General features: G+C 37.4%; 19 protein-coding genes and 1 pseudogene. 7 read left to right on the plus strand and 13 right to left on the minus strand.

Features of this window, described 5'->3' with window-relative positions:
• The first annotated feature begins 22 nt into the window (after positions 1-22).
• A complete protein-coding gene (locus tag F6K27_RS33630; RefSeq protein ID WP_353735979.1) occupies positions 23-262 on the plus strand; it encodes a helix-turn-helix domain-containing protein in 240 nt (79 codons plus the stop codon).
• A 44-nt stretch (positions 263-306) separates the two neighbouring features.
• On the opposite strand, the gene F6K27_RS12525 is transcribed toward F6K27_RS33630, so the two are convergent.
• Together F6K27_RS12525 and F6K27_RS12530 are read right to left on the minus strand one after the other, a co-directional pair.
• Complete coding sequence (locus F6K27_RS12525; RefSeq protein WP_287276456.1) at positions 307-1,584, minus strand: DNA/RNA non-specific endonuclease; 1,278 nt, start codon at positions 1,582-1,584, stop codon at positions 307-309.
• Positions 1,585-1,934: 350 nt separating this feature from the next.
• The gene (locus F6K27_RS12530; protein ID WP_287276517.1) at positions 1,935-3,353 is read right to left on the minus strand and encodes a BCD family MFS transporter; all 1,419 of its coding nucleotides are present in this window, start codon (positions 3,351-3,353) and stop codon (positions 1,935-1,937) included.
• Positions 3,354-4,290: 937 nt separating this feature from the next.
• Here F6K27_RS12530 and F6K27_RS12535 point away from each other — a divergent pair.
• The 3 genes from F6K27_RS12535 to F6K27_RS12545 all read left to right on the plus strand — a co-directional run bounded on the left by F6K27_RS12535 (position 4,291) and on the right by F6K27_RS12545 (position 6,475).
• A complete protein-coding gene (locus F6K27_RS12535) occupies positions 4,291-5,235 on the plus strand; it encodes an aldo/keto reductase (RefSeq protein WP_287276457.1) in 945 nt (314 codons plus the stop codon).
• A gap of 732 nt (positions 5,236-5,967) precedes the next feature.
• A complete protein-coding gene (locus F6K27_RS12540; protein WP_287276459.1) occupies positions 5,968-6,144 on the plus strand; it encodes a hypothetical protein in 177 nt (58 codons plus the stop codon).
• A gap of 91 nt (positions 6,145-6,235) precedes the next feature.
• Positions 6,236-6,475, plus strand: coding sequence for a DUF4926 domain-containing protein (locus F6K27_RS12545; protein ID WP_287276461.1), 240 nt, complete (start codon positions 6,236-6,238; stop codon positions 6,473-6,475).
• 44 nt (positions 6,476-6,519) lie between these two features.
• On the opposite strand, the gene F6K27_RS12550 is transcribed toward F6K27_RS12545, so the two are convergent.
• From F6K27_RS12550 to F6K27_RS12590, 9 genes are all read right to left on the minus strand, one after another.
• On the minus strand, positions 6,520-7,032 hold the full coding sequence (locus tag F6K27_RS12550) for a DUF3592 domain-containing protein (RefSeq protein ID WP_287276462.1): 513 nt from the start codon (positions 7,030-7,032) through the stop codon (positions 6,520-6,522).
• 346 nt (positions 7,033-7,378) lie between these two features.
• On the minus strand, positions 7,379-7,858 hold the full coding sequence (locus F6K27_RS12555) for a DUF3592 domain-containing protein (protein ID WP_287276463.1): 480 nt from the start codon (positions 7,856-7,858) through the stop codon (positions 7,379-7,381).
• A gap of 332 nt (positions 7,859-8,190) precedes the next feature.
• Complete coding sequence (locus F6K27_RS12560; RefSeq protein ID WP_287276465.1) at positions 8,191-8,415, minus strand: DUF433 domain-containing protein; 225 nt, start codon at positions 8,413-8,415, stop codon at positions 8,191-8,193.
• 286 nt (positions 8,416-8,701) lie between these two features.
• Positions 8,702-10,585, minus strand: coding sequence for a glutamine--fructose-6-phosphate transaminase (isomerizing) (glmS, locus tag F6K27_RS12565; protein ID WP_287276467.1), 1,884 nt, complete (start codon positions 10,583-10,585; stop codon positions 8,702-8,704).
• Between the two features lie 337 nt (positions 10,586-10,922).
• On the minus strand, positions 10,923-11,504 hold the full coding sequence (locus tag F6K27_RS12570; RefSeq protein ID WP_375339702.1) for a hypothetical protein: 582 nt from the start codon (positions 11,502-11,504) through the stop codon (positions 10,923-10,925).
• A 192-nt stretch (positions 11,505-11,696) separates the two neighbouring features.
• Positions 11,697-11,951, minus strand: coding sequence for a cupin domain-containing protein (locus F6K27_RS12575; RefSeq protein ID WP_287276469.1), 255 nt, complete (start codon positions 11,949-11,951; stop codon positions 11,697-11,699).
• A gap of 6 nt (positions 11,952-11,957) precedes the next feature.
• Positions 11,958-12,146 (minus strand): hypothetical protein, encoded by a 189-nt coding sequence (locus F6K27_RS12580; protein ID WP_287276470.1) that lies wholly within the window; start codon positions 12,144-12,146, stop codon positions 11,958-11,960.
• A gap of 277 nt (positions 12,147-12,423) precedes the next feature.
• Positions 12,424-12,669 carry a photosystem I iron-sulfur center protein PsaC gene (gene psaC, locus F6K27_RS12585; RefSeq protein WP_006616272.1) on the minus strand — a complete coding sequence of 82 codons (246 nt, stop codon included), beginning with the start codon at positions 12,667-12,669 and terminating at the stop codon, positions 12,424-12,426.
• A gap of 518 nt (positions 12,670-13,187) precedes the next feature.
• Positions 13,188-14,093, minus strand: coding sequence for a CoB--CoM heterodisulfide reductase iron-sulfur subunit B family protein (locus F6K27_RS12590; protein ID WP_287276471.1), 906 nt, complete (start codon positions 14,091-14,093; stop codon positions 13,188-13,190).
• A gap of 229 nt (positions 14,094-14,322) precedes the next feature.
• On the opposite strand from F6K27_RS12590, the gene acpP reads away from it, so the two are divergent.
• From acpP to F6K27_RS12605, 3 genes are all read left to right on the plus strand, one after another.
• The gene (acpP, locus tag F6K27_RS12595) at positions 14,323-14,574 is read left to right on the plus strand and encodes an acyl carrier protein (RefSeq protein ID WP_124147851.1); all 252 of its coding nucleotides are present in this window, start codon (positions 14,323-14,325) and stop codon (positions 14,572-14,574) included.
• Between the two features lie 62 nt (positions 14,575-14,636).
• Positions 14,637-15,887 carry a beta-ketoacyl-ACP synthase II gene (gene fabF, locus F6K27_RS12600; protein ID WP_287276473.1) on the plus strand — a complete coding sequence of 417 codons (1,251 nt, stop codon included), beginning with the start codon at positions 14,637-14,639 and terminating at the stop codon, positions 15,885-15,887.
• Positions 15,888-16,276: 389 nt separating this feature from the next.
• On the plus strand, positions 16,277-16,663 hold the full coding sequence (locus tag F6K27_RS12605) for a hypothetical protein (protein WP_287284528.1): 387 nt from the start codon (positions 16,277-16,279) through the stop codon (positions 16,661-16,663).
• Between the two features lie 44 nt (positions 16,664-16,707).
• On the opposite strand, the pseudogene F6K27_RS12610 reads toward F6K27_RS12605, so the two are convergent.
• Together F6K27_RS12610 and F6K27_RS12615 are read right to left on the minus strand one after the other, a co-directional pair.
• Positions 16,708-17,874, minus strand: a pseudogene (locus F6K27_RS12610) (lipoxygenase family protein).
• Entirely contained in the window at positions 17,847-18,125 is a 279-nt protein-coding gene (locus F6K27_RS12615; protein ID WP_124147855.1) for a hypothetical protein, read from the minus strand. The pseudogene F6K27_RS12610 and the gene F6K27_RS12615 overlap by 28 nt, the downstream one beginning before the upstream one ends.
• Positions 18,126-18,548: the final 423 nt, after the last annotated feature.

Below are 18,548 nucleotides of genomic sequence, written 5' to 3' on the forward strand. Positions count from 1 at the left end.
GGTATATCCTTACAGTCAAGATTTGCGTGAACGGGCTCTTGACCTCATTATTAATGGTATGTCTATCAGTCATGTGAGTCGTTTATTAAATATAAGTCGGCCTACTCTTCATCAATGGCGAGATATAGCAATGAGCGCTGGCATCTTTACAAATTACAAGAACTGTCCAATAGCTAAAAGCCTTATATTATGGTTTTTTTATTCCCCCTTCCGGAGCTGTTGCCTGTTGCCTGTTGCCTGCGCACAGCGCTATACTTTTTGATTTGTCACGACCTATTTAGGATTGCTATATGTGTAAAAAGAAAGTTAAGATTTGTTTTTTCTTTGATAGGAAAACACAATTGGCACCCCCTCTACACTAGCTTGTTTTTGAGTATAATGAACTCGGTCAATGCGCAAACCTCTTTCGCTTCCTTCCATTGGTTGATAAAGAGCAATCGTACTTCCTTTATTAGAAAGCGCCAACGGATTTAAAGGTTTAATTTGCCTCGCTTCTCCCGGTTTTAGTATCCGTTGCTCTCCTGCCAAAACTGTATCCAACTCAAGAGGAACCCGCTTCATATCTGATAGTGTCCAACCTGTTAAATCAATTTCATCTGGGGACAGATTGATAACGGAAACCCATTCATTTTGACGTTCGTCTCCTTTTGAGTTCACCATCGCAGCAGCAATATAAACTGGTAATTCTTCACCGATATCTTGTCGTTTTGTCTCCTGAGAAATCATTTCTTCTGGTTCATCTACAGGGATACACTCCGGAAAACTATCTATATTTAATTTCTCTTTTGCTCCCTCATTTTCATTAAACAGGAGAGGATTTTTTTCATAGATTTTGTAGTCAAAAAATAATCCTGTTAACTCTTCAATCTCTGATACCGTGACTTGATAGCGTTGAAAGTTAAACAACTTTCTTCCTCGTCTATCTGCCATAGAATCTGCATCTTGCCACATGATACATGCTCGCACATCTAATTCCTGTGTTTGTCCGTTAATGAAACATACAATTTTGAAAAATCCAGAAGGGACTACCGCAGGTTTACGACCAGAAGGAGTAATTGTTCTACCAAAATCGCCGTAAATGGGACCAGTAAATTCTGTGATTAAACCGTTCTGATCGAGAGTCAAATCCTTGACCCAATCCTCTAAAGCTAGCCATTCATCTGGATTGAAATTCTCATGTTGCAATGCAGCATTGGTAAAGAAAAAAGTTGCATCAGAAGCTCTTCTTGCCTCCTGTGTGGAATGACCCCAAGCAGCGCTCGCCCTTCTAGCTAAATGTCCTCTATCCCAACAGTTGTTAGCATAATAATCGTTGTCTAATTGATACTCACAACCTACACGAGTATCAATATCCCATCTACTCTTCCGTTCCACTTTTTTGAGCAGATTTTGGTCAATATTGAGAGCCGTTACGAGTGGCGAACGTCGCACGCGATTCATAATGACAGTGAAGTTAATATAATCTACATATATATCGTCTCGCAGCTCTGGTTTTCTCAAAACGTTACCAACTAGACTTGGGGAAAAACTAGGCATTGGTAACGGAAAGTCTGTACCTAAGAATTCAGGGTTATAACCAACCATTTGTATTATTCCTTTTTTCACTCTATAAATTGATTATATCAAGTTGCGAGGCTAGAGAAGCTTTAAGAAATCAGACATATCTAGATTATGGTTAATCAGGATTACTTGAGGAATTTTCATTGGTCAATTTATCTGCAAGAAGTAACAAGTAAGAAGTAGGGAGCAAGAAGAGAAAAAATGATGGAGATACGGAAAAATTGTCACTCTTGTTAATTAAACCCCAACCTAATTTCTCTCCAGAATCCTGTATACTGAATTCTTCTTCAAACCTCCTCGCTCATTCCTATTTCTCCTGTCTACTACTCCTAACTAAAAGACTTTTTCAGCAAACCCTAATTATTAATTATTAATTAATCTAATTCTCCTTCTAAAATAGTAGCGATCGCTTGTTTTGAATTATCTTGAAATTCTCGTACATTGACTCGATTTAACAGAAAAATTGACAATATCATTCCTATTCCTGCCATGAGAAAAACTAAGCCATAAGCAAGCATTGGAATATTAAAGAAAAGTCTACCTAAGTCTAAAGTCGCACCACCAATAACTGTAGATAATCCTCTTGCCATTGCTTGAGCTAATCCCCAAGCACCGATAAAAGTTCCTGCTGTTTCTGCCACGGTTAAATCTAACATTAAACTCAGAGAAGCAGTAGTAGTTAAACCAGCAGCTAAACCATATAAAAATAAAGCTCCTTTAAATAAAGAAGGGTTGCCAGTAAACCCCGACATAACTATCAGGATAAAACTAATTGTTGTAGCTACACATCCCACTTTTAGAGAATTTTTCTTACCCAATCTTGGTACTACTAAAAATCCAGTTGTACCTAATCCGATTAAAGTTCCCATACCTGATACAGCATTCAATCTTGTAGTTTCAGAAATTGGCATCGAAAATATTTCTCCACCATAGGGTTCTAAAACTGCATCCTGCATAAATAAACTAATAATTAGTACAAATACAAATGTAAAAAATAAACCTGTTTGACGACTAGCTCTTAAAACTTTTAAGGTTGTTCCTAGAGTAACTTTATCTTCCCGATTAGCAATAGTTGAACGAGTGCGATAACGAGAGTATTTTTGTTCAACTCCCACTGTGGAAATAAAGGCAAAAATTAATACAATTGCTGGCACTTTAATAAACAAACTATTAACAGATGCCTTTACAGTTTCTAATGGTGCGCCCACACCAACTTGTTTAAGTAAAACACTACTGGTAATTGCTCCAATAATAATTCCTACCATCAACATCGACCAAACTATACCGACAACTTTAGAACGATTATCTTCATCGGAAATATCTACCAATAATGCAGCAAAAGGTGTAGAACTTGCACTTAAAGCCAAACCATAAATTATAAACATTAAACCCAACATTCCGACCCAAAAAAATGTGGGATTCGTCCAACCATTAACTTGTAAACTATCACCAACTTGCCACATAACTTGTACAGCAATAAAAGCAGTTAAAGTAAACAAAACTGCCCCTATCCACATATAACCTGTACGGTGTTGACCAAACAAAGGTTTAACATCAGACATTTGACCAAACCAAACCCTTGCTGGTGCCATAAATTGATATAATGACAAAGTAAATGCTACGATTGTGGCAGGTATTGTTAATTCAGTAATCATCACTCGGTTCAAAACTCCGAGAGTTAAAACTGACATTGTTCCTAACCCCATTTGATATAAACCTAATCTAAAAAATAGAAAGTTTTCTTGGATTAATTTGATAAATTTGAGTGGACTGGAAGAATCTTTAATTGTCATAACTATATTATTATTAAGTATTGAATAAGGAGTAAATGCAGTTATAGCAGGGAACAGGGAACAGGGAACAGTGGCAAAAGCTTTTCTCTGTCTGAGATTCATCATCAATCTATGTCCTAACCAACTCCTTCCTTGCTATAACTGATATAGCAATCCTATTTCAGTTGCGGGTAAAAAAATCTTTGAATTTAAGGAACAGGGAACAGGGTTCAAAAATTAATTATTAATAATTAATAATTACCTCTCCTTGAAAACGGATAGGATTGACTCAAAGGAAAAATTTGTTTTGTTTCTCCTTTAAAGGAGAGGCTTTAAACCTTAATTATTCGGTAAAACTTTCAGACTTTTTATATATTCTTAGATTTTTTACAAATGATTTATGATTGCTATAGCCTCCTTTTTTAGTACCTCCTATAATAGGGAGGCGAGAAGATGCAAAATTTTCTGTTTTATCCTCTTAAAAAGGGAGGTTTGAGACCTGATTTTTTGAGTCAGTTGCCACAAACTAAGTAAGCATTTCCTGCGGAATGCTGCCCAAACAGCTATTAGTTGTAACCTCTGAGCAAAAGCAGAGGATTTTAATGAATATAGACTGTTTTAGCCAGCTTTTATAGTAAGTATAAATTCTAACTCAATTAGTAAAGCTTTTATCTAAAACTAAAAGCAATAGCTGATGGCTGAATGCTTACCAAACTAGAAGACAAAATAATTATTCTGGCATTGTTTGCTATGAACTAATTGAAAACTATCAATTTTATGACTTAATGGCTTTTAAACCCTGTTATTCATACATAAGCCTTACTGAATTTTATTTTGAATTCTGAAGACTGATAACTGAATTATTTTTTGGTAAATTAACATCTATCTAGATTAAAATTTAACTAAAAATTGTTAGTCTGGCTTTGAGCATTATACACTAATTAGGATTTTTTTGAACATGGCAACAACTACTTTAGGTAAAACAGGAATAACTGTTAATCCCATTTGTATTGGCACTTGGGCATGGGGGGATAAATTTTTCTGGAATTATGGCAGTAATTATGGTGCTAATGAAGTAGAAGCTGCTTTTCAAACTTCCTTAGAAGCAGGGATAAATTTCTTTGATACTGCTGAAGTTTATGGCAATGGTTTATCAGAAGAATTGCTGGGAAAATTTATGCAAAAAACTGCACAACCTGTGCAAATTGCTACTAAATATGGTCCTGTACCTTGGCGTTTTTTTCCAGAGTCTGTTGCTGATGCTGTTACTGCTAGTTTGAAACGATTAATGTTGCCGAAAGTTACTCTTTATCAAGTACATTGGCCCTTTACTTTTTTTATGAGTCAGGAAACTTTATTAAATGCTTTGGCTGATGAAGTAAAACAGGGCAGAATTGAAGCGGTTGGTGTTAGTAATTATTCGGCTGAAGAGATGCGTCAAGCTCATGGAATTCTGGAAAAACGAGGGGTAATTTTAGCAACTAATCAGGTGAGATATTCTCTGCTTTCTCGACAAATTGAAGCTAAAGGAATTTTGGATACTGCTAGAGAGTTAGGGGTGACAATTTTAGCTTATAGTCCTTTGGCTCAAGGTTTATTAACTGGGAAATATACTGTGGAAAAACCGCCGACTGGTGCTCGTCAATTTGACTCTCGTTTTCAAAGAAAGGGTTTAGAAAAAATTACTCCTGTGATGTCTTTGTTAAAACAAATTGGTGAAAAATATGACAAAACTCTGGCTCAGGTTGCCCTGAATTGGTTGGTTTTTCAAGATAGTGTGATTCCTATTGCTGGTTGTAAAAATTCTGAACAAGTTCGACAAAATGTAGGAGCTATTGGTTGGGAGATGAGTCAAGAAGAATTTAATCAGTTAGAAGAAATTACTCATCCTTGGTTGAAATAATAGGAAAGGGAAGATTGAAAGCTTGAAATTTTGCTTTTGTCTTTCCTAATAACTACATAACTACAACGTTGGAGTTAATTTAATTATTTATTAGTTGAGGAGGGATGGCGATCACCTTCCGTTAAGCGTACGCAATCGCTTTTTTTGTCTAAAAGTATCTTTTTTTTGTGTTAAATAAAAAGTCATGTCTTGAGGTTAACGACAACCATTATATTTACACTATCACGGTTTTTTTCCGAATGCAACCTACCTTACTTTCTCTATTTTTTTTTGAGCTTCATAAAATGACTAGACTTTCACTTACTACTCTCAGCGATCACCTCCAGTTCAGCGTATGCTATCGCACAATATTTCTCATAGCTGAAGAAATGTTTTTTAGTTGAATAAAAAGTCATGCGTAGGTACGAACAACCCCTAATATATCTATAGTATCACGATTTTTTTGGGAAGAGAAGGCGATCGCTCTGTTACCTAGGAGGTTTTTTGAGCTTCACAAAATGACTAAACTTTCACTTACTACTCTCAGCGATCGCTCCTTTTTGTCTAAAAGTCTCTTTTTTTTGTGTTGAATAAAAAATCAGGCGTATTGGCAAGCTCCCCCCAATATACTTATAGTATCACGGCTTTTTACCGAATGCAATCTATACTTCCTCTCTAAATTTTTTTTAAGCTTCACAAAATGAAAATTTTGCTAATGTACTACCCATATATTATGTAACCGGATTCTATATTGTGGGAATTGACCAATCAGAACCTACTATTATTAAATTCATTCTGGGTCTGGGTCTTGTTTGGGCGATCGCTCTGACTAATTCTTTAAGTTTACCAACTTGGCGATCGTCTATCACAATAACTTTAACGAAAATATGGGCAAAAATATCAGATTATTGGTTCATTAAATTGTCATAATGGTTTTATTTTAAACATCAAAACGATTTGGATAGTAACTGAAAAAATAACTAAATTTGTTACTTTCTTTCCTGCACAGGAGAGATAAAAAATGGCATTTCCTCTATTTTATCAAGTTCAATTAATTCAAGATATTCCTGAGTTTAATCTCAAAAAAGGTAGTATGGGGGTAATTGTTGAATATTATCCCATGTATCAAGGAGAAGATGGCTACAGTGTAGAAGGTTTAATTGCTCAAGATACAGTAGAAGTTACTGAATCTCAAATTCAATTAATTAGTGTCGAACAAATACAAGAAAAACAAACATTTCCATCGGGTACAACTGGATAGTTAGGCAGCGATCGCGGATATAGGAGAAACAATCAGTAAGATCCTCACTTTAGGATCACTTCCAGATTTTTGAGCAGAACATCGTCTGGTTGATATACTACCCACCAGAAAATCCAGGAAAATGCCAACCATATAATAGCGAACTCTAAGACCAACTTTATTGAGCGATGAATTCCGTATGAAAGAGTGGATATTGCAGGATTTCTTCGGTTGTATCGAACCTTTACTGACGAACCACTCTTTAGTCTATTGAGAATATCTTGGTGTATCTGTCTGCCGCTACTAGAAACATATCCAAATGCCAATCGGGAACCAGTATATGTTCGACCCCTAACAGAGTAACGATATTTAACTTTTACTTCATAACTTGTCTTGCCATTGATACGAAAAGACATATTGCCATCGGTACTAAGAGACACATTAATAATTGTGCCCCTCACAGATGGCCATTTAGAAGCTTCAACTGATTTATATGCAGAGTAGATACCATACCCAAGCGTACCAAACCCAGGAGCGGAAAATATGCTGATAAATAGAGCTAAAAACAGTTGATCCATGAGTACTCAATTTAAAAGTTTGTACAGAAATCAGCATGATTACAAACATTTTTTGCAGCCTAATTATTTATTATACCCATCTGTATAGTCAACCGCCAGATGACAAAAAGCCGAAAGTTTTGGTATAATCCTCTTGGAGTCACTATGTTACCAAAAAGAAGATGAGTTATTGGTTTTACATTATTAACTTAAAGTGGCTTAATCAACATTTATTTACTCTACCTTCTAACGCACCAGTTCACCTGTATCAGATAACTTTTCAAGTCTAACCAGAACTTTCTGTTCCATTGGGTGCAACCGGATAGTTAGGCAGCGATCGCAGATATAGGAGAAACAATCAGTAATATCATCGCTTTGGGGTCACTTTTAGATTTTTGAGCAGAACATGGTCTGGTTGATATACTACCGACGAACTACAGGTAAATCCCAACCATACAATAGCGAAAGCTAAGACAAACTTTATTGAGCGATGAATTCCGAATGAAAGAGTGGATGTTGCAGGATTTTTTTGGCTGTATCGAACCTTTACTGATGAAGCACTCTTTAGTTTATTGAGAATATCTTGCTGTTCCTGTCCGCCGCTACTAAAAAAATATCCAAATGCCAATCGGGAGCTAGTATATGTTTTACCCCTAACAGAGTAACGATATTTAACCTTTACTTCATAAGTTATGCTACGACCTTTATTCTCATGAAGAGACACATTAGTAATTGTGCCCGTCACAGATGGCCAATTAGAAGCTTCGACTGATTTACAGGCAGAGTAGATACCATACCCAAGCAGACCAAACCCAGAAGCGTAAATAAAGATCAAGAACCTAACCATAATGATCAAGAACCTAAGCATAGTAGTTAATATGTCAAAGTTTGTACAGAAATCAGCATGATTACAAACATTTTTTGCAGCCTAACTACTTATTATACCGATCTGTATAGTCAACCGCCAGATGACAAAAAGCCGAAAGTTTCGGTATAATCACCCTGGAGTCACAATATTACAAATAGTTTAGCAGAAGAATTGGCATTTCATTGAGAAATAGTTAAGCGGTTACATCGAAAAAATTTAGACAAACTTTATGGTTTAGTTTACTTACCCTTTGTTCGTTTTTGCCCTAACTCTTTCGTTGATTTAAGGGTTCTCACGACTTGAAAAGCTTTTCAATTAGGAATAACTCTTTCTTCAGCTAACCAGGCAGCATAAAGCAAACATTGTTTGATATCCTCTAATTCTAAATCGGGATATTCTTCTAAAATTTCCTGATTAAGTTTCCCATTGGCAACTAAATTCAGAATCAAAGAAACAGGAATTCGCATTCCTCGAATACAAGTTTTTCCCGTCATAATTTTCGGGTCAAAAGTAATTCGATTTAGGTGTTTTAACATGACTCCATTTTCCTTTTTTTACAAATGATAAACCAGGCGTTGCATGCAACGTCCCTACTTTTTAGTCTACTCATACCATTTTAATAAAGTTATAGCATAAGTCTGAATTCTTAGCCCCCCTTCCCAAGGGGGGTTTGGGGGGATTAAAACGTCAAGTATTTCAACAGAAAATACTGATATAGTCATTTAATTTAAGAATGAAACACTTTTGAGGCTGAAATCCTTTTATAGCAAGAAACACTTGTCTCAATCTAAAGTGAAACAACTATAACTGTTCACTGAGATATTACTCCACTGTCACCGACTTCGCTAAATTTCGCGGCTGATCCACATCCAAACCACGATGAGCAGCAATATGATAAGCTAACAACTGCAAAGGAATAACCGTCAACATTGGAGACAACAACTCATCCACAGCAGGCACTGCCAACACATGATCAAACACATCCGCCTCCGTACTTTCAGGAGTCACCCCAATTAACTGTGCATCCCTCGCTTTAGCCTCCTGAGCATTAGAAAGTACCTTTTCATATACTAAACCAGGCATAGCGATCGCAACTACAGGCACTTTATCATCCAACAAAGCGATCGGACCATGTTTCATTTCACCAGCGGGATATCCTTCAGCGTGAATATAACTAATTTCTTTCAGTTTTAGAGCGCCTTCTAAAGCAATTGGAAAATTAATTCCTCGACCCACAAAGATAAAATCTTGAGTATCATTAAACTGGTGAGCAAAATCTTCTATTTGGCTATCTTGAGCTTCTAATATCTGTTCCATCTGTGCAGGTATCTGTCGCAAACCATTAACAATTCCTGCAATTTCTTCACCAGATAAATATTGTTTTTGCCAGCCTAATTCTAGAGCTAATAAATAAAACGCCATTACCTGTGCCACAAATGTTTTAGTAGCAGCCACACCAATTTCAAGACCTCCCCGAATATCAATAATTTGGTGAACTAAGTTAGCAATAGAACTTTCGCTGCGATTAGTAATTCCTAGCAACCTTGATGAAAATTCGGCTGGTTTATCTAAACGTCGTTGTTGTTCCATTGACAAAGCTGCCAAAGTATCTGCTGTTTCTCCAGATTGAGTAACACCAATTGTTAGAGTATTTTTTTTCAGAGGAGAAGGTGCATAACGAGCTTCAGAAGCATAATTAACTGTAGTGGAAATTCCTGCTAATTGTTCCAATAAATATTTCCCAATTAAACTAGCGTGCCAACTAGTACCACAGGCAAATATTTCAACTTGTTCTAAGTCTTGATATAGAGCAGGGGATAATTCTAAATTAGTCGGAGAAACATGATCGTTATTAATATCCCAATCGCTATTAATATAAGTTTCTAAACAACCCCGGATAACATTTGGTTGCTCGTGAATTTCCTTGAGCATAAAATGTTTAAAAATATTTTTCTCAACTAAAATCGGACTCCAGTTAAGAATACGGGGTATTTTATTCAAGCGCTCCCCTGCAAAATTATAAATTTCTACCCCCAGAGGTGTTAAACGAGCTATTTCACCATTTTCTAAACTGACAACAACTTGAGTATGGGATACAAGAGCAGGAGTATCAGAAGCACAGAAAAATTCTCCTTGTCCTAAACCAATAGATAGAGGTGCTTGCTGTCTAGCAACAATAAGTTCGTTGGGATAGTCTGCACAAACAACAGCGACCGCAAATGCTCCATCCAGTTTATTCACAGTCTGACGTACAGCTTCTAAAAATGCTTCCCTGTTGCCTTCAGTAAAATTAGATAAAAATTCTGCGATTGAGTGGGGGATAACTTCCGTATCAGTATCAGAAATAAATTTATGTCCCCGACCTTCTAATTCTCTGCGTAATTCCCGATAATTTTCAATAATCCCATTTTGAACTACTGCCACTCGTCCAGTATCATCAGTATGAGGATGAGCATTATATTCTTCCGGTTTGCCATGAGTCGCCCAACGAGTGTGACCAATACCAATATTAGCAGGTATTTCCATTCCGGCCAATTTTTCCCGCAGGTTGTGTAGTTTACCCTTAGACCGAATAGATTTAATTTGCCCCTCCCAAACAGTGGCCAGTCCGGCAGAATCATAACCCCGATATTCTAGTTTTTCTAGTCCAGATAGTAAAATTTCTGTAGCTGACTGCGTACCAATATAACCAACAATTCCACACATTTTATTTTTTATTCTGACTAACTTTGACTATATATAATACTTACTCAAAGTTAGTTATCCCGTAGGAGAGTAAGGTTTTTCTTTGCCATAGCAATTGCAGGTTTTCTTAGGACAATTCTCAAGTTCATCGCCAATTAACTAGCTATCAGTTTTTAGCAGCTCTGGGTAAAAATCCTCAGCTTCCTATGAGGCGGATGGCCATCGGAGGAGTTGAAATCTCCTTTCCGTTCCGGAATGCTCCCCAATCTAGGGAGTCGCAAAAAAAATCTGCTGATTGCTGACCGCTGACTGCTTCTTTAAATTACGACCTTTTTCAACATTGTTTCCCTCAGTTAAATTAAACTGTGATCAACAAATTTTGATAGGTTTGCATGAGATTGTCCAACACATAGGGATCTGAATTAGCATGGTCGAAGGTAATGCTTAACGGAACAGTCTGTCTTTGGTACAAATTGTGGCGTTGTCCAAAGTAAAATATAGACCGACCAGTTTTCATAACTCCACGGTGCATTTGAAATGATGTAAAGTTTAGGTAAGGTAGATTTCCAATAAAATGAGAAATTTCCCATACTAATCGCGGAAAAGAACCAGGATCGGTGTTGCAGTTGTCAATAGAATCTCGATATACCCTACAAAACTTTGTCCAATCCATGGAAATAACATCGTTAATAATTACGTCTTTAAATCTATCCTCCCCACCAACAGCAATAGGGAAATAAACTGGAAGATTTTTAAAGAGATACCACTCCTCGTCAATTTTACGCGTACAGAAAGTCCACTCTAGAGATAAAGCTTTGACTAAATTCCATACAAGATAACCTTGAAAAGATGCTTCTTGGGCATTTTGAAAAGACCTTTCATAAACCTCACGAGGTTTTACCAAGTCTAACTGTATAGTTACTGAAAGGTTTGAGTTCAAGACAAATTCTTCGTTATGGAAATAATAGAAAGCCTACTGTTGATATTTGCTCAATTCATCAAGGTTGAGTTTAGTACCATGATATCTTTCTAAAGCTTCTTGTAAATCCATCTTCACTACTTTTTTTTACCTGAATATTTCAAGTATTATCTTAATATTAAGCAATTATTTCTATGAAGTAGAACTCTATTTTCAATCTGCATATCTAAAGTCCACAGACCCATCACTTCTGATAATCCCAGGTATTTGAGTAGATAGGAAAAGTGTAGGTTCATCTCCTACCTCAAAACCATGGCTGATACTTTTTGGGAAATCAAGCACATCACCTGGTTTGTAAGGTATAGGTTTTCCGTTAATTACTACAACACCAGTTCCAGTAATTATTTTGATAATTGCATCTGATTCATCATGGATATGAGCTCTATGACGAGAATTAGGTAGGTACATTACAAGTTATTCAACAATTGGCCCTTGTCCTGCTCGGGAAAATACCCCCAACCTTGCAACTGCAAAAGGTGGAGAATCTTCGATGACCTTAATTGGCATAAATTGACCCACAAGTTCTCTCATGGCCGAAGCAATCTTGTTGTACTTTGTAGTATTATCTACAAAATTAATTACTTCATTTGAATTGGGTGTCATTTCAGTTATCAGTTATCAGTTCCAAACTCCTGTAACAATATGTAGAAACTAAATAAAAAATAGAGGGAAAATTATTAATTCCCTCTACAAAATTTTTTATTTATTATACCTTATAACAATCGCAGGAAAGGTTAGGACAGATCAAAAGCTTAAAACTCAGAAAACGTAAGATTTTTCCTTCTTCCTTCTTTCTTCTTCCTTCTTTCTTCTGCTATATCTAAAATTTTCCAACCCTCTATTAAATCTAAAACCAAAAACCAATAGAGGGAAAAGAGTATTAGTAAGCGAGACCCATACTGCGAGTAGTTTCAGCACCCAGATAAACCCGGACACTCAAAAAGTCAGTAGGGCAAGCAGTCTCACAACGCTTACAACCAATGCAATCTTCAGTACGAGGAGATGAAGCAATTTGGCCTGCCTTACAACCATCCCAAGGTACCATTTCTAGAACGTCTAATGGACAAGCACGAACACACTGGGTGCAACCGATGCAAGTATCATAAATTTTTACTGAATGAGACATAAATTAAATTCTCCCAACAAGTTTATTCTGCCGTATCTACTCAAAGGCATATAGAACAGCAAGTTATTAGATATGAATGCTTTGATTTAGTTTACCCTACTGCTTCTCACCATTGATAAACATTGTTGAAAAACTTAAAATTTCTCAACGATCGCCTGGAGTTTTGAATTGGAAAAATCTTTTTATTATATCAAATATAGTTAAACAGTTATAGATTGGTTATATAGATTGGTTAAGTCAGGAGGAGTCAGGTGGACCGAGTCATATGGGGAGAGAATCACAGAGAATCACTTTGATGAGCGTAGTTATGATGATTGGAGATTTTTTTATGCCCAATCAAATGGATTTGATATTACTATTTAACAGCCTTTAGCTACAACTAAAATTAATGGCTAATAATTAGCTTCATTAAATTGCCATAAAATTTTTTCTGACTAATGACTCTTTTCTATTGACTCCTGACTCCTGAAATTGCCATAAAATTATTTTGACTCCTGACTCCTGACTCCTGACTTCAGCTATAGTCCTAACTTTTCTAATACTGGACGAGTTGAGACTACATGACGATCCAAACCCAATTCTGTTGGAGAAACGCCCAAAGCTAAAGCTATTAGTTGAGGTAAATGCAACACTGGTAAACCTAAATTACGTCCAATAACTTTTTCTACCTCTGGTTGACGAGAATCTAAATTTAAGTGACACAAAGGGCAAGGTGTTACCATACAGTCAGCACCTTTGTCAATAGCTTCGCTCACATGATTTCCAGCCATTTGAAAAGCCTGATTAGTGGCATAACTAGAAAGAGGCCAACCACAACATTGAGTCCGGCCTCGGTAATAAATTGGAGTCGCCCCAATAGCCCGAAATACATTTTCCATAGATTCTGGTTGATAGGGGTCATCTAACGGCAAATTAGTTTGACCTCTAAGTAGATAGCAACCATAGAACGCAGCACATTTAAGGCCAGATAGTTTACGGGTAACGCGATTTTGAATTTCTTCTAGACCATAATCTGCAACCAGGGCATGAAGTAAATGTTTGACCTCTGTGCTGCCTTGATAGGGAGAACAAGTCTGTTTTTGTAAGAGGCCATTAATTTGATCTACATAGTCAGGATTGACTTGTTGAGATTCCTTGAGACGTTCATCGACATGACCAATTACCCCTTGACAAGTACTACAGTGGGTTAGTAAGGCTAAATTTAACTCTTCGGCCAAAGCTATGTTACGGGCATTAACAGTATCTTCTAGTAGTTGAGAATCCTCCTTAAAAGTACCAGAGCCACAACAGGCAGCTTTTTTCAATTCTATTAGCTCTATTCCCAGAGCTTGAGTAAGAACTTGAGTCGATTGGTAAAGCTCCCGGCAAGCTCCTTGAGCAACACAGCCAGGGAAGTAAGCATATTTCAGTGTTTGAACAGGCATAACATTAACTAATTATATAAAGAAGATAAGTATCATAGACATAACTTATTAGTATATATAATTTCTTTGTTACTTATTTATAATTAAAAGCTTATTCTGATACAAAATTTAACCACAAAATAAAAAAAGGCATTTAGAAAACTCATTTGCCTGTGTGCCGTAATAGAGGGGTCTCAGTTTTCAGATAAGATTGTATACGCGACATCCAAACTAAAAAGGAGAAAATTTTATGAGCCAAGAAGACATTTTTGACAAAGTACAGACAATTGTGTCCAGCCAGCTAGAAAAACCAAAAGAAGAAATCAAACCAGAATCTAATTTTGCCAATGATTTAGGAGCTGATTCTCTAGATACCGTAGAGTTAGTTATGGCATTGGAAGAAGAATTTGAAATCGAGATTCCAGATGAAGTAGCAGAAAAAATTTCTACCGTTCAAGCTGCTGTGGACCATATTGAACAGGAACTAACAGCCAAAGCATAACATCCCGATCAAAAACCCAAAGTTTCTGCCTTCTGGGTATGGAACTTCTGAAAACGAAAATTATGACAAATTCTGAGTTGAAACGGGTAGTTGTCACAGGAATGGGTGCTTTAACACCTATTGGCAACACCCTATCTGACTATTGGAACGGGTTATTAAGCGGTAAAAACGGTATAGGCCCAATAACCAGATTCGATGCTTCAAAACACAAATGTCGTATTGCTGGAGAGGTAAAAGGATTTGACCCTCACGACTATGTTGGTCCTAAAGATGCGAAACGAATGGACCGGTTTTCCCAGTTTGCAGTTGCAGCGAGCAAACAGGCTGTAACTGATGCCAAATTTGAAATCAATGACCTAAACGCAGAACAGGTGGGGGTAATAATTGGCACTGGGGTAGGTGGCCTAAAAGTATTAGAAGATCAACAAGAGATATATCTGACTCGTGGTCCTTCTAAGTGTAGCCCCTTTATGATTCCAATGATGATTGCTAATATGGCCGCAGGTCTAACGGCAATTCACACTGGAGCCAAAGGACCTAACTCTTGTTGTGTGACTGCTTGTGCTTCAGGGTCCAATGCTGTAGGAGATGCTTTCCGTCTGATCCAAAGGGGATTTGCTCAAGCAATGATTTGTGGTGGGGCGGAATCTGCAATTACCCCTTTAGGATTGGCAGGATTTGCTTCTGCTAAAGCCTTATCCAGGCGTAATGATGACCCAGCTCATGCAAGTCGTCCTTTTGACCGCGATCGCGATGGCTTTGTGATGGGTGAAGGTGCTGGAATTATCCTCCTAGAAGAATTGGAATGTGCCCTTAGTCGTGGGGCAAGGATATATGCAGAGGTAGTTGGTTATGGTATGACTTGTGATGCCTATCATATGACCGCTCCTGCTGCAGATGGAGAGGGGGCAAGTAGAGCTATGCAGTTGGCCATGAAAGATGCTGCTTTAACTCCAGAACAAATCAGTTACATAAATGCCCACGGTACCAGTACAGGAGCAAATGACCCAACAGAGACAAAAGCTATTAAAAAGGCATTAGGTGAAAGTGCTTATAAGGTAGCAATTAGTTCAACTAAGTCAATGACTGGTCATTTGTTAGCAGGGTCTGGGGGTATTGAAGCTATAGCAACAGTAATGGCGATCGCCCATGACAAAATTCCACCGACAATCAATTTAGATAATCCCGATCCAGAATGTGACCTAGATTATGTCCCTAATATAAGTCGTGCTCACAAAGTGGAAGCAGCTTTATCCAACTCATTTGGATTTGGAGGGCATAATGTAACTCTAGCATTTAAGAAATATGTCTAGAGGTTAGGACTAGAAATTATTTAGGGGGCTTGCACCCCCTTTTTTACTAGCTATTAGCTATTAGCTGTCAGCTATCAGCCTAAAAAGGTAGTGCATAGATAATGGTATCTGTTTGCGGAGATTCCGGAACGGAAACGCTTTTTAACAAGCTATCAGCGCTTCCCTGCGGGATGCTACGCAAACAGCTAAAATCTGCGTTTTCGGCATCCCCCACGCTTATTTGAAAAATAGAGTTGTTGGGAAATAAGAATTGAACAATGCTCAAAAGCTTATATAGTAAGCTTTTCAGGAGTTTAGGCATAAAAACGCTATAAACTTTGACTAATAAGAGTTTTAGCCATTTTTTTTGCTTAATTCCCAACAACTCTATTATATAAGGATTGTAGCTATTGGCGACTAATATCATGTCTGTTGGTATCGTTTGTGTAAAAGTTAGCGTGGATATCTACAAGAAATTTAAGTTTTTTTCTTGCCTGTTGCCAGATGAGCTGTTGCCTGTTGCCTATTTACTATACAAGACCGATGCTACCGGACATGAGATAAAAGATGTTGGAATTGTTGCTCTGTCTAGGTTGGAGCGATTTTTTCCTCTATTTGTGGATATCTACAAGAAATTTAAGTTTTTTTCTTGCCTGTTGCCAGATGAGCTGTTGCCTGTTGCCTATTTACTATACAAGACCGATGCTACCGGACATGAGATAAAAGATGTTGGAATTGTTGCTCTGTCTAGGTTGGAGCGATTTTTTCCTCTATTTAGGGACAACTCTAGTAGATGAATAGCCTGATGGAAAGCGATCGCATTTCCCCACTTTGCTATCTGCTAAATATTGATGCTTTGAGGAATTTGGGAAGGGAGGAAAAACTCGTAAGGCATTAAACGGTCAGCATTGCGATTTCGATCCTTAATTTTGGTCTCAGCCGCTTTTAAATTGTCCTGGAATTTCTTCAAAGCCGCTTGCAATTCTTGATTATTTGGAAATGCTGATGGGGAATATTTACCTAGTTGGGTGTAATAGACAGAGCCAAGTAAATAAAGCGTATTAATCTGGTTTTGAGCTTGACTGAGTGAAGGCAAACCTTTGATGAAACTCTCAGGATCTTGGGGATTTATTGGGGCTGGAAGATAGCGAGCCAAAGGAAATGCTGGCGTGTACATCATTTCTTGTTGAGAAAAGTTCACCGCTGCATGTTGAGCACTCGCTGTAAAAATCACTGTCGAGATTGTTTTGACTAAACAATTTATGGTGTTAAATTTGCCTTGTCCATCATCACCAAAGTTTTGCAACCGTCCCCCTTGCAAAGAAACTAATGTTGAGCCCCAAGTTTGTAAATCGGTATCACTCTCAACTGCTGAGTCGTTTCTGTAGCAGATGTTGAAATAATCCCGTACCCAAATTTCAATGGCATTCCAAATTAGTAACCCGTCATCTCGGTAGGGATAGGTTGGTAACTTGTCAGGATCGGCTACACCCCGATTTTATAAAGTTTGGGGAAATGAAATTTCATTAAAGTTAAACAAATAACTTTGTGCAGCTTTAGCTGCCATAGCTTGATCGCCACCGACGCTGCTGGCTAATATAGAGTCTACTGTACCACCAGGCGCAACTAATATTGCATGAGCGCCATAATTGATCAGCACAGTCCCCTCGAAATGAGGTACCAAAAGTTTTCTTAAACAATGATCTTCGGGTAAGTGATTAGTAGGGACAATAAAAGGCTCCACCACTAAATGAGTGCGTCCTAAATGGCTGATGAGTTCATGATAGTTAGAATCAGTCATTTGGACTATGTTTTTAGCAGTCATCCAAGATTCCCCATCTAGGGGCGTAAACAAAATCCATTCAGTGCTAATAGCTGTTCGTTGATAACTAATGGCAACAGGAAATAAAGACCTAGACCAACTATCAGCAGGTGGAACGGCAAATAGTGCTACTGGAGTAGCAATATACTTTTGCTGTTCTAATTCTCGGCTAACTTGATCAGCCATTGCAGTGTTGGAAATGTGCCTTTAGGTAGCTTTATTACAGGAAAACCTACAATTTTCTCTATAATTTTGTATCTTGGTACATTTGTCATCGCCAGAGGATTGAGATAGCTGTAATTATATTTATATTCAGCTGGGCTGTCACGCTCTAGGATGTACAACGCTACTAAAAAAGCCGCCAATTTGACTAGACTCGTGGCGGTGTTTTGTTCGCTATTTTTAGATAAAGAATTTGCTAGTTGGATTTCAGACATCTTTTGCTCTTTCCGTTAGAAAATACTAAGCTTATTTTAGTATAATTTGTATCTTGATTTTAAGGAGAAGGGAACTTAAACAACATCTTCTAATGGGTGGAACTTAGACAAAACAGAGTCATAAAATATTCTCAAATATAGACATGCAGGGTTTTTTACCTCAAAAAGGCATGAATTATTAACAGCAAGCGGGTTTTCCGGCGGAATGCGGAGCTAACAGGCATTTTTTATACCATAAAATGTCTAAGTAACACTAAAAACTTTTTAACACCCGATCAAATTTAACCAGAGTTGCAGCATTGAGTCATTGGTGACTCCCCATAAGTTGGACTATTTGAAGAAACTGCTGATTTTGAAGTTGCGTAGTATCAACTTAGAATCCCCTAGGCTTCAGCTAGGGGAGTAGTCAATCGAATAACTTTA

Origin of the sequence: Okeania sp. SIO2F5 (assembly GCF_010692685.1) — a bacterium.
GTDB classification, from domain to species: Bacteria; Cyanobacteriota; Cyanobacteriia; order Cyanobacteriales; family Microcoleaceae; genus Okeania; species Okeania hirsuta.

What these genes read in the sequence shown, in the direction of transcription:
- F6K27_RS12525 (WP_287276456.1), bottom strand. Translation starts at nt 1,584, where the DNA reads ATGGTTGGTTATAACCCTGAATTCTTAGGTACAGACTTTCCGTTACCA.
- F6K27_RS12530 (WP_287276517.1), bottom strand. Translation starts at nt 3,353, where the DNA reads ATGACAATTAAAGATTCTTCCAGTCCACTCAAATTTATCAAATTAATC.
- F6K27_RS12535 (WP_287276457.1), top strand. Translation starts at nt 4,291, where the DNA reads ATGGCAACAACTACTTTAGGTAAAACAGGAATAACTGTTAATCCCATT.
- F6K27_RS12545 (WP_287276461.1), top strand. Translation starts at nt 6,236, where the DNA reads ATGGCATTTCCTCTATTTTATCAAGTTCAATTAATTCAAGATATTCCT.
- F6K27_RS12550 (WP_287276462.1), bottom strand. Translation starts at nt 7,032, where the DNA reads ATGGATCAACTGTTTTTAGCTCTATTTATCAGCATATTTTCCGCTCCT.
- F6K27_RS12555 (WP_287276463.1), bottom strand. Translation starts at nt 7,858, where the DNA reads ATGGTTAGGTTCTTGATCTTTATTTACGCTTCTGGGTTTGGTCTGCTT.
- F6K27_RS12560 (WP_287276465.1), bottom strand. Translation starts at nt 8,415, where the DNA reads ATGTTAAAACACCTAAATCGAATTACTTTTGACCCGAAAATTATGACG.
- glmS (WP_287276467.1), bottom strand. Translation starts at nt 10,585, where the DNA reads ATGTGTGGAATTGTTGGTTATATTGGTACGCAGTCAGCTACAGAAATT.
- F6K27_RS12575 (WP_287276469.1), bottom strand. Translation starts at nt 11,951, where the DNA reads ATGTACCTACCTAATTCTCGTCATAGAGCTCATATCCATGATGAATCA.
- F6K27_RS12580 (WP_287276470.1), bottom strand. Translation starts at nt 12,146, where the DNA reads ATGACACCCAATTCAAATGAAGTAATTAATTTTGTAGATAATACTACA.
- psaC (WP_006616272.1), bottom strand. Translation starts at nt 12,669, where the DNA reads ATGTCTCATTCAGTAAAAATTTATGATACTTGCATCGGTTGCACCCAG.
- F6K27_RS12590 (WP_287276471.1), bottom strand. Translation starts at nt 14,093, where the DNA reads ATGCCTGTTCAAACACTGAAATATGCTTACTTCCCTGGCTGTGTTGCT.
- acpP (WP_124147851.1), top strand. Translation starts at nt 14,323, where the DNA reads ATGAGCCAAGAAGACATTTTTGACAAAGTACAGACAATTGTGTCCAGC.
- fabF (WP_287276473.1), top strand. Translation starts at nt 14,637, where the DNA reads ATGACAAATTCTGAGTTGAAACGGGTAGTTGTCACAGGAATGGGTGCT.
- F6K27_RS12615 (WP_124147855.1), bottom strand. Translation starts at nt 18,125, where the DNA reads ATGTCTGAAATCCAACTAGCAAATTCTTTATCTAAAAATAGCGAACAA.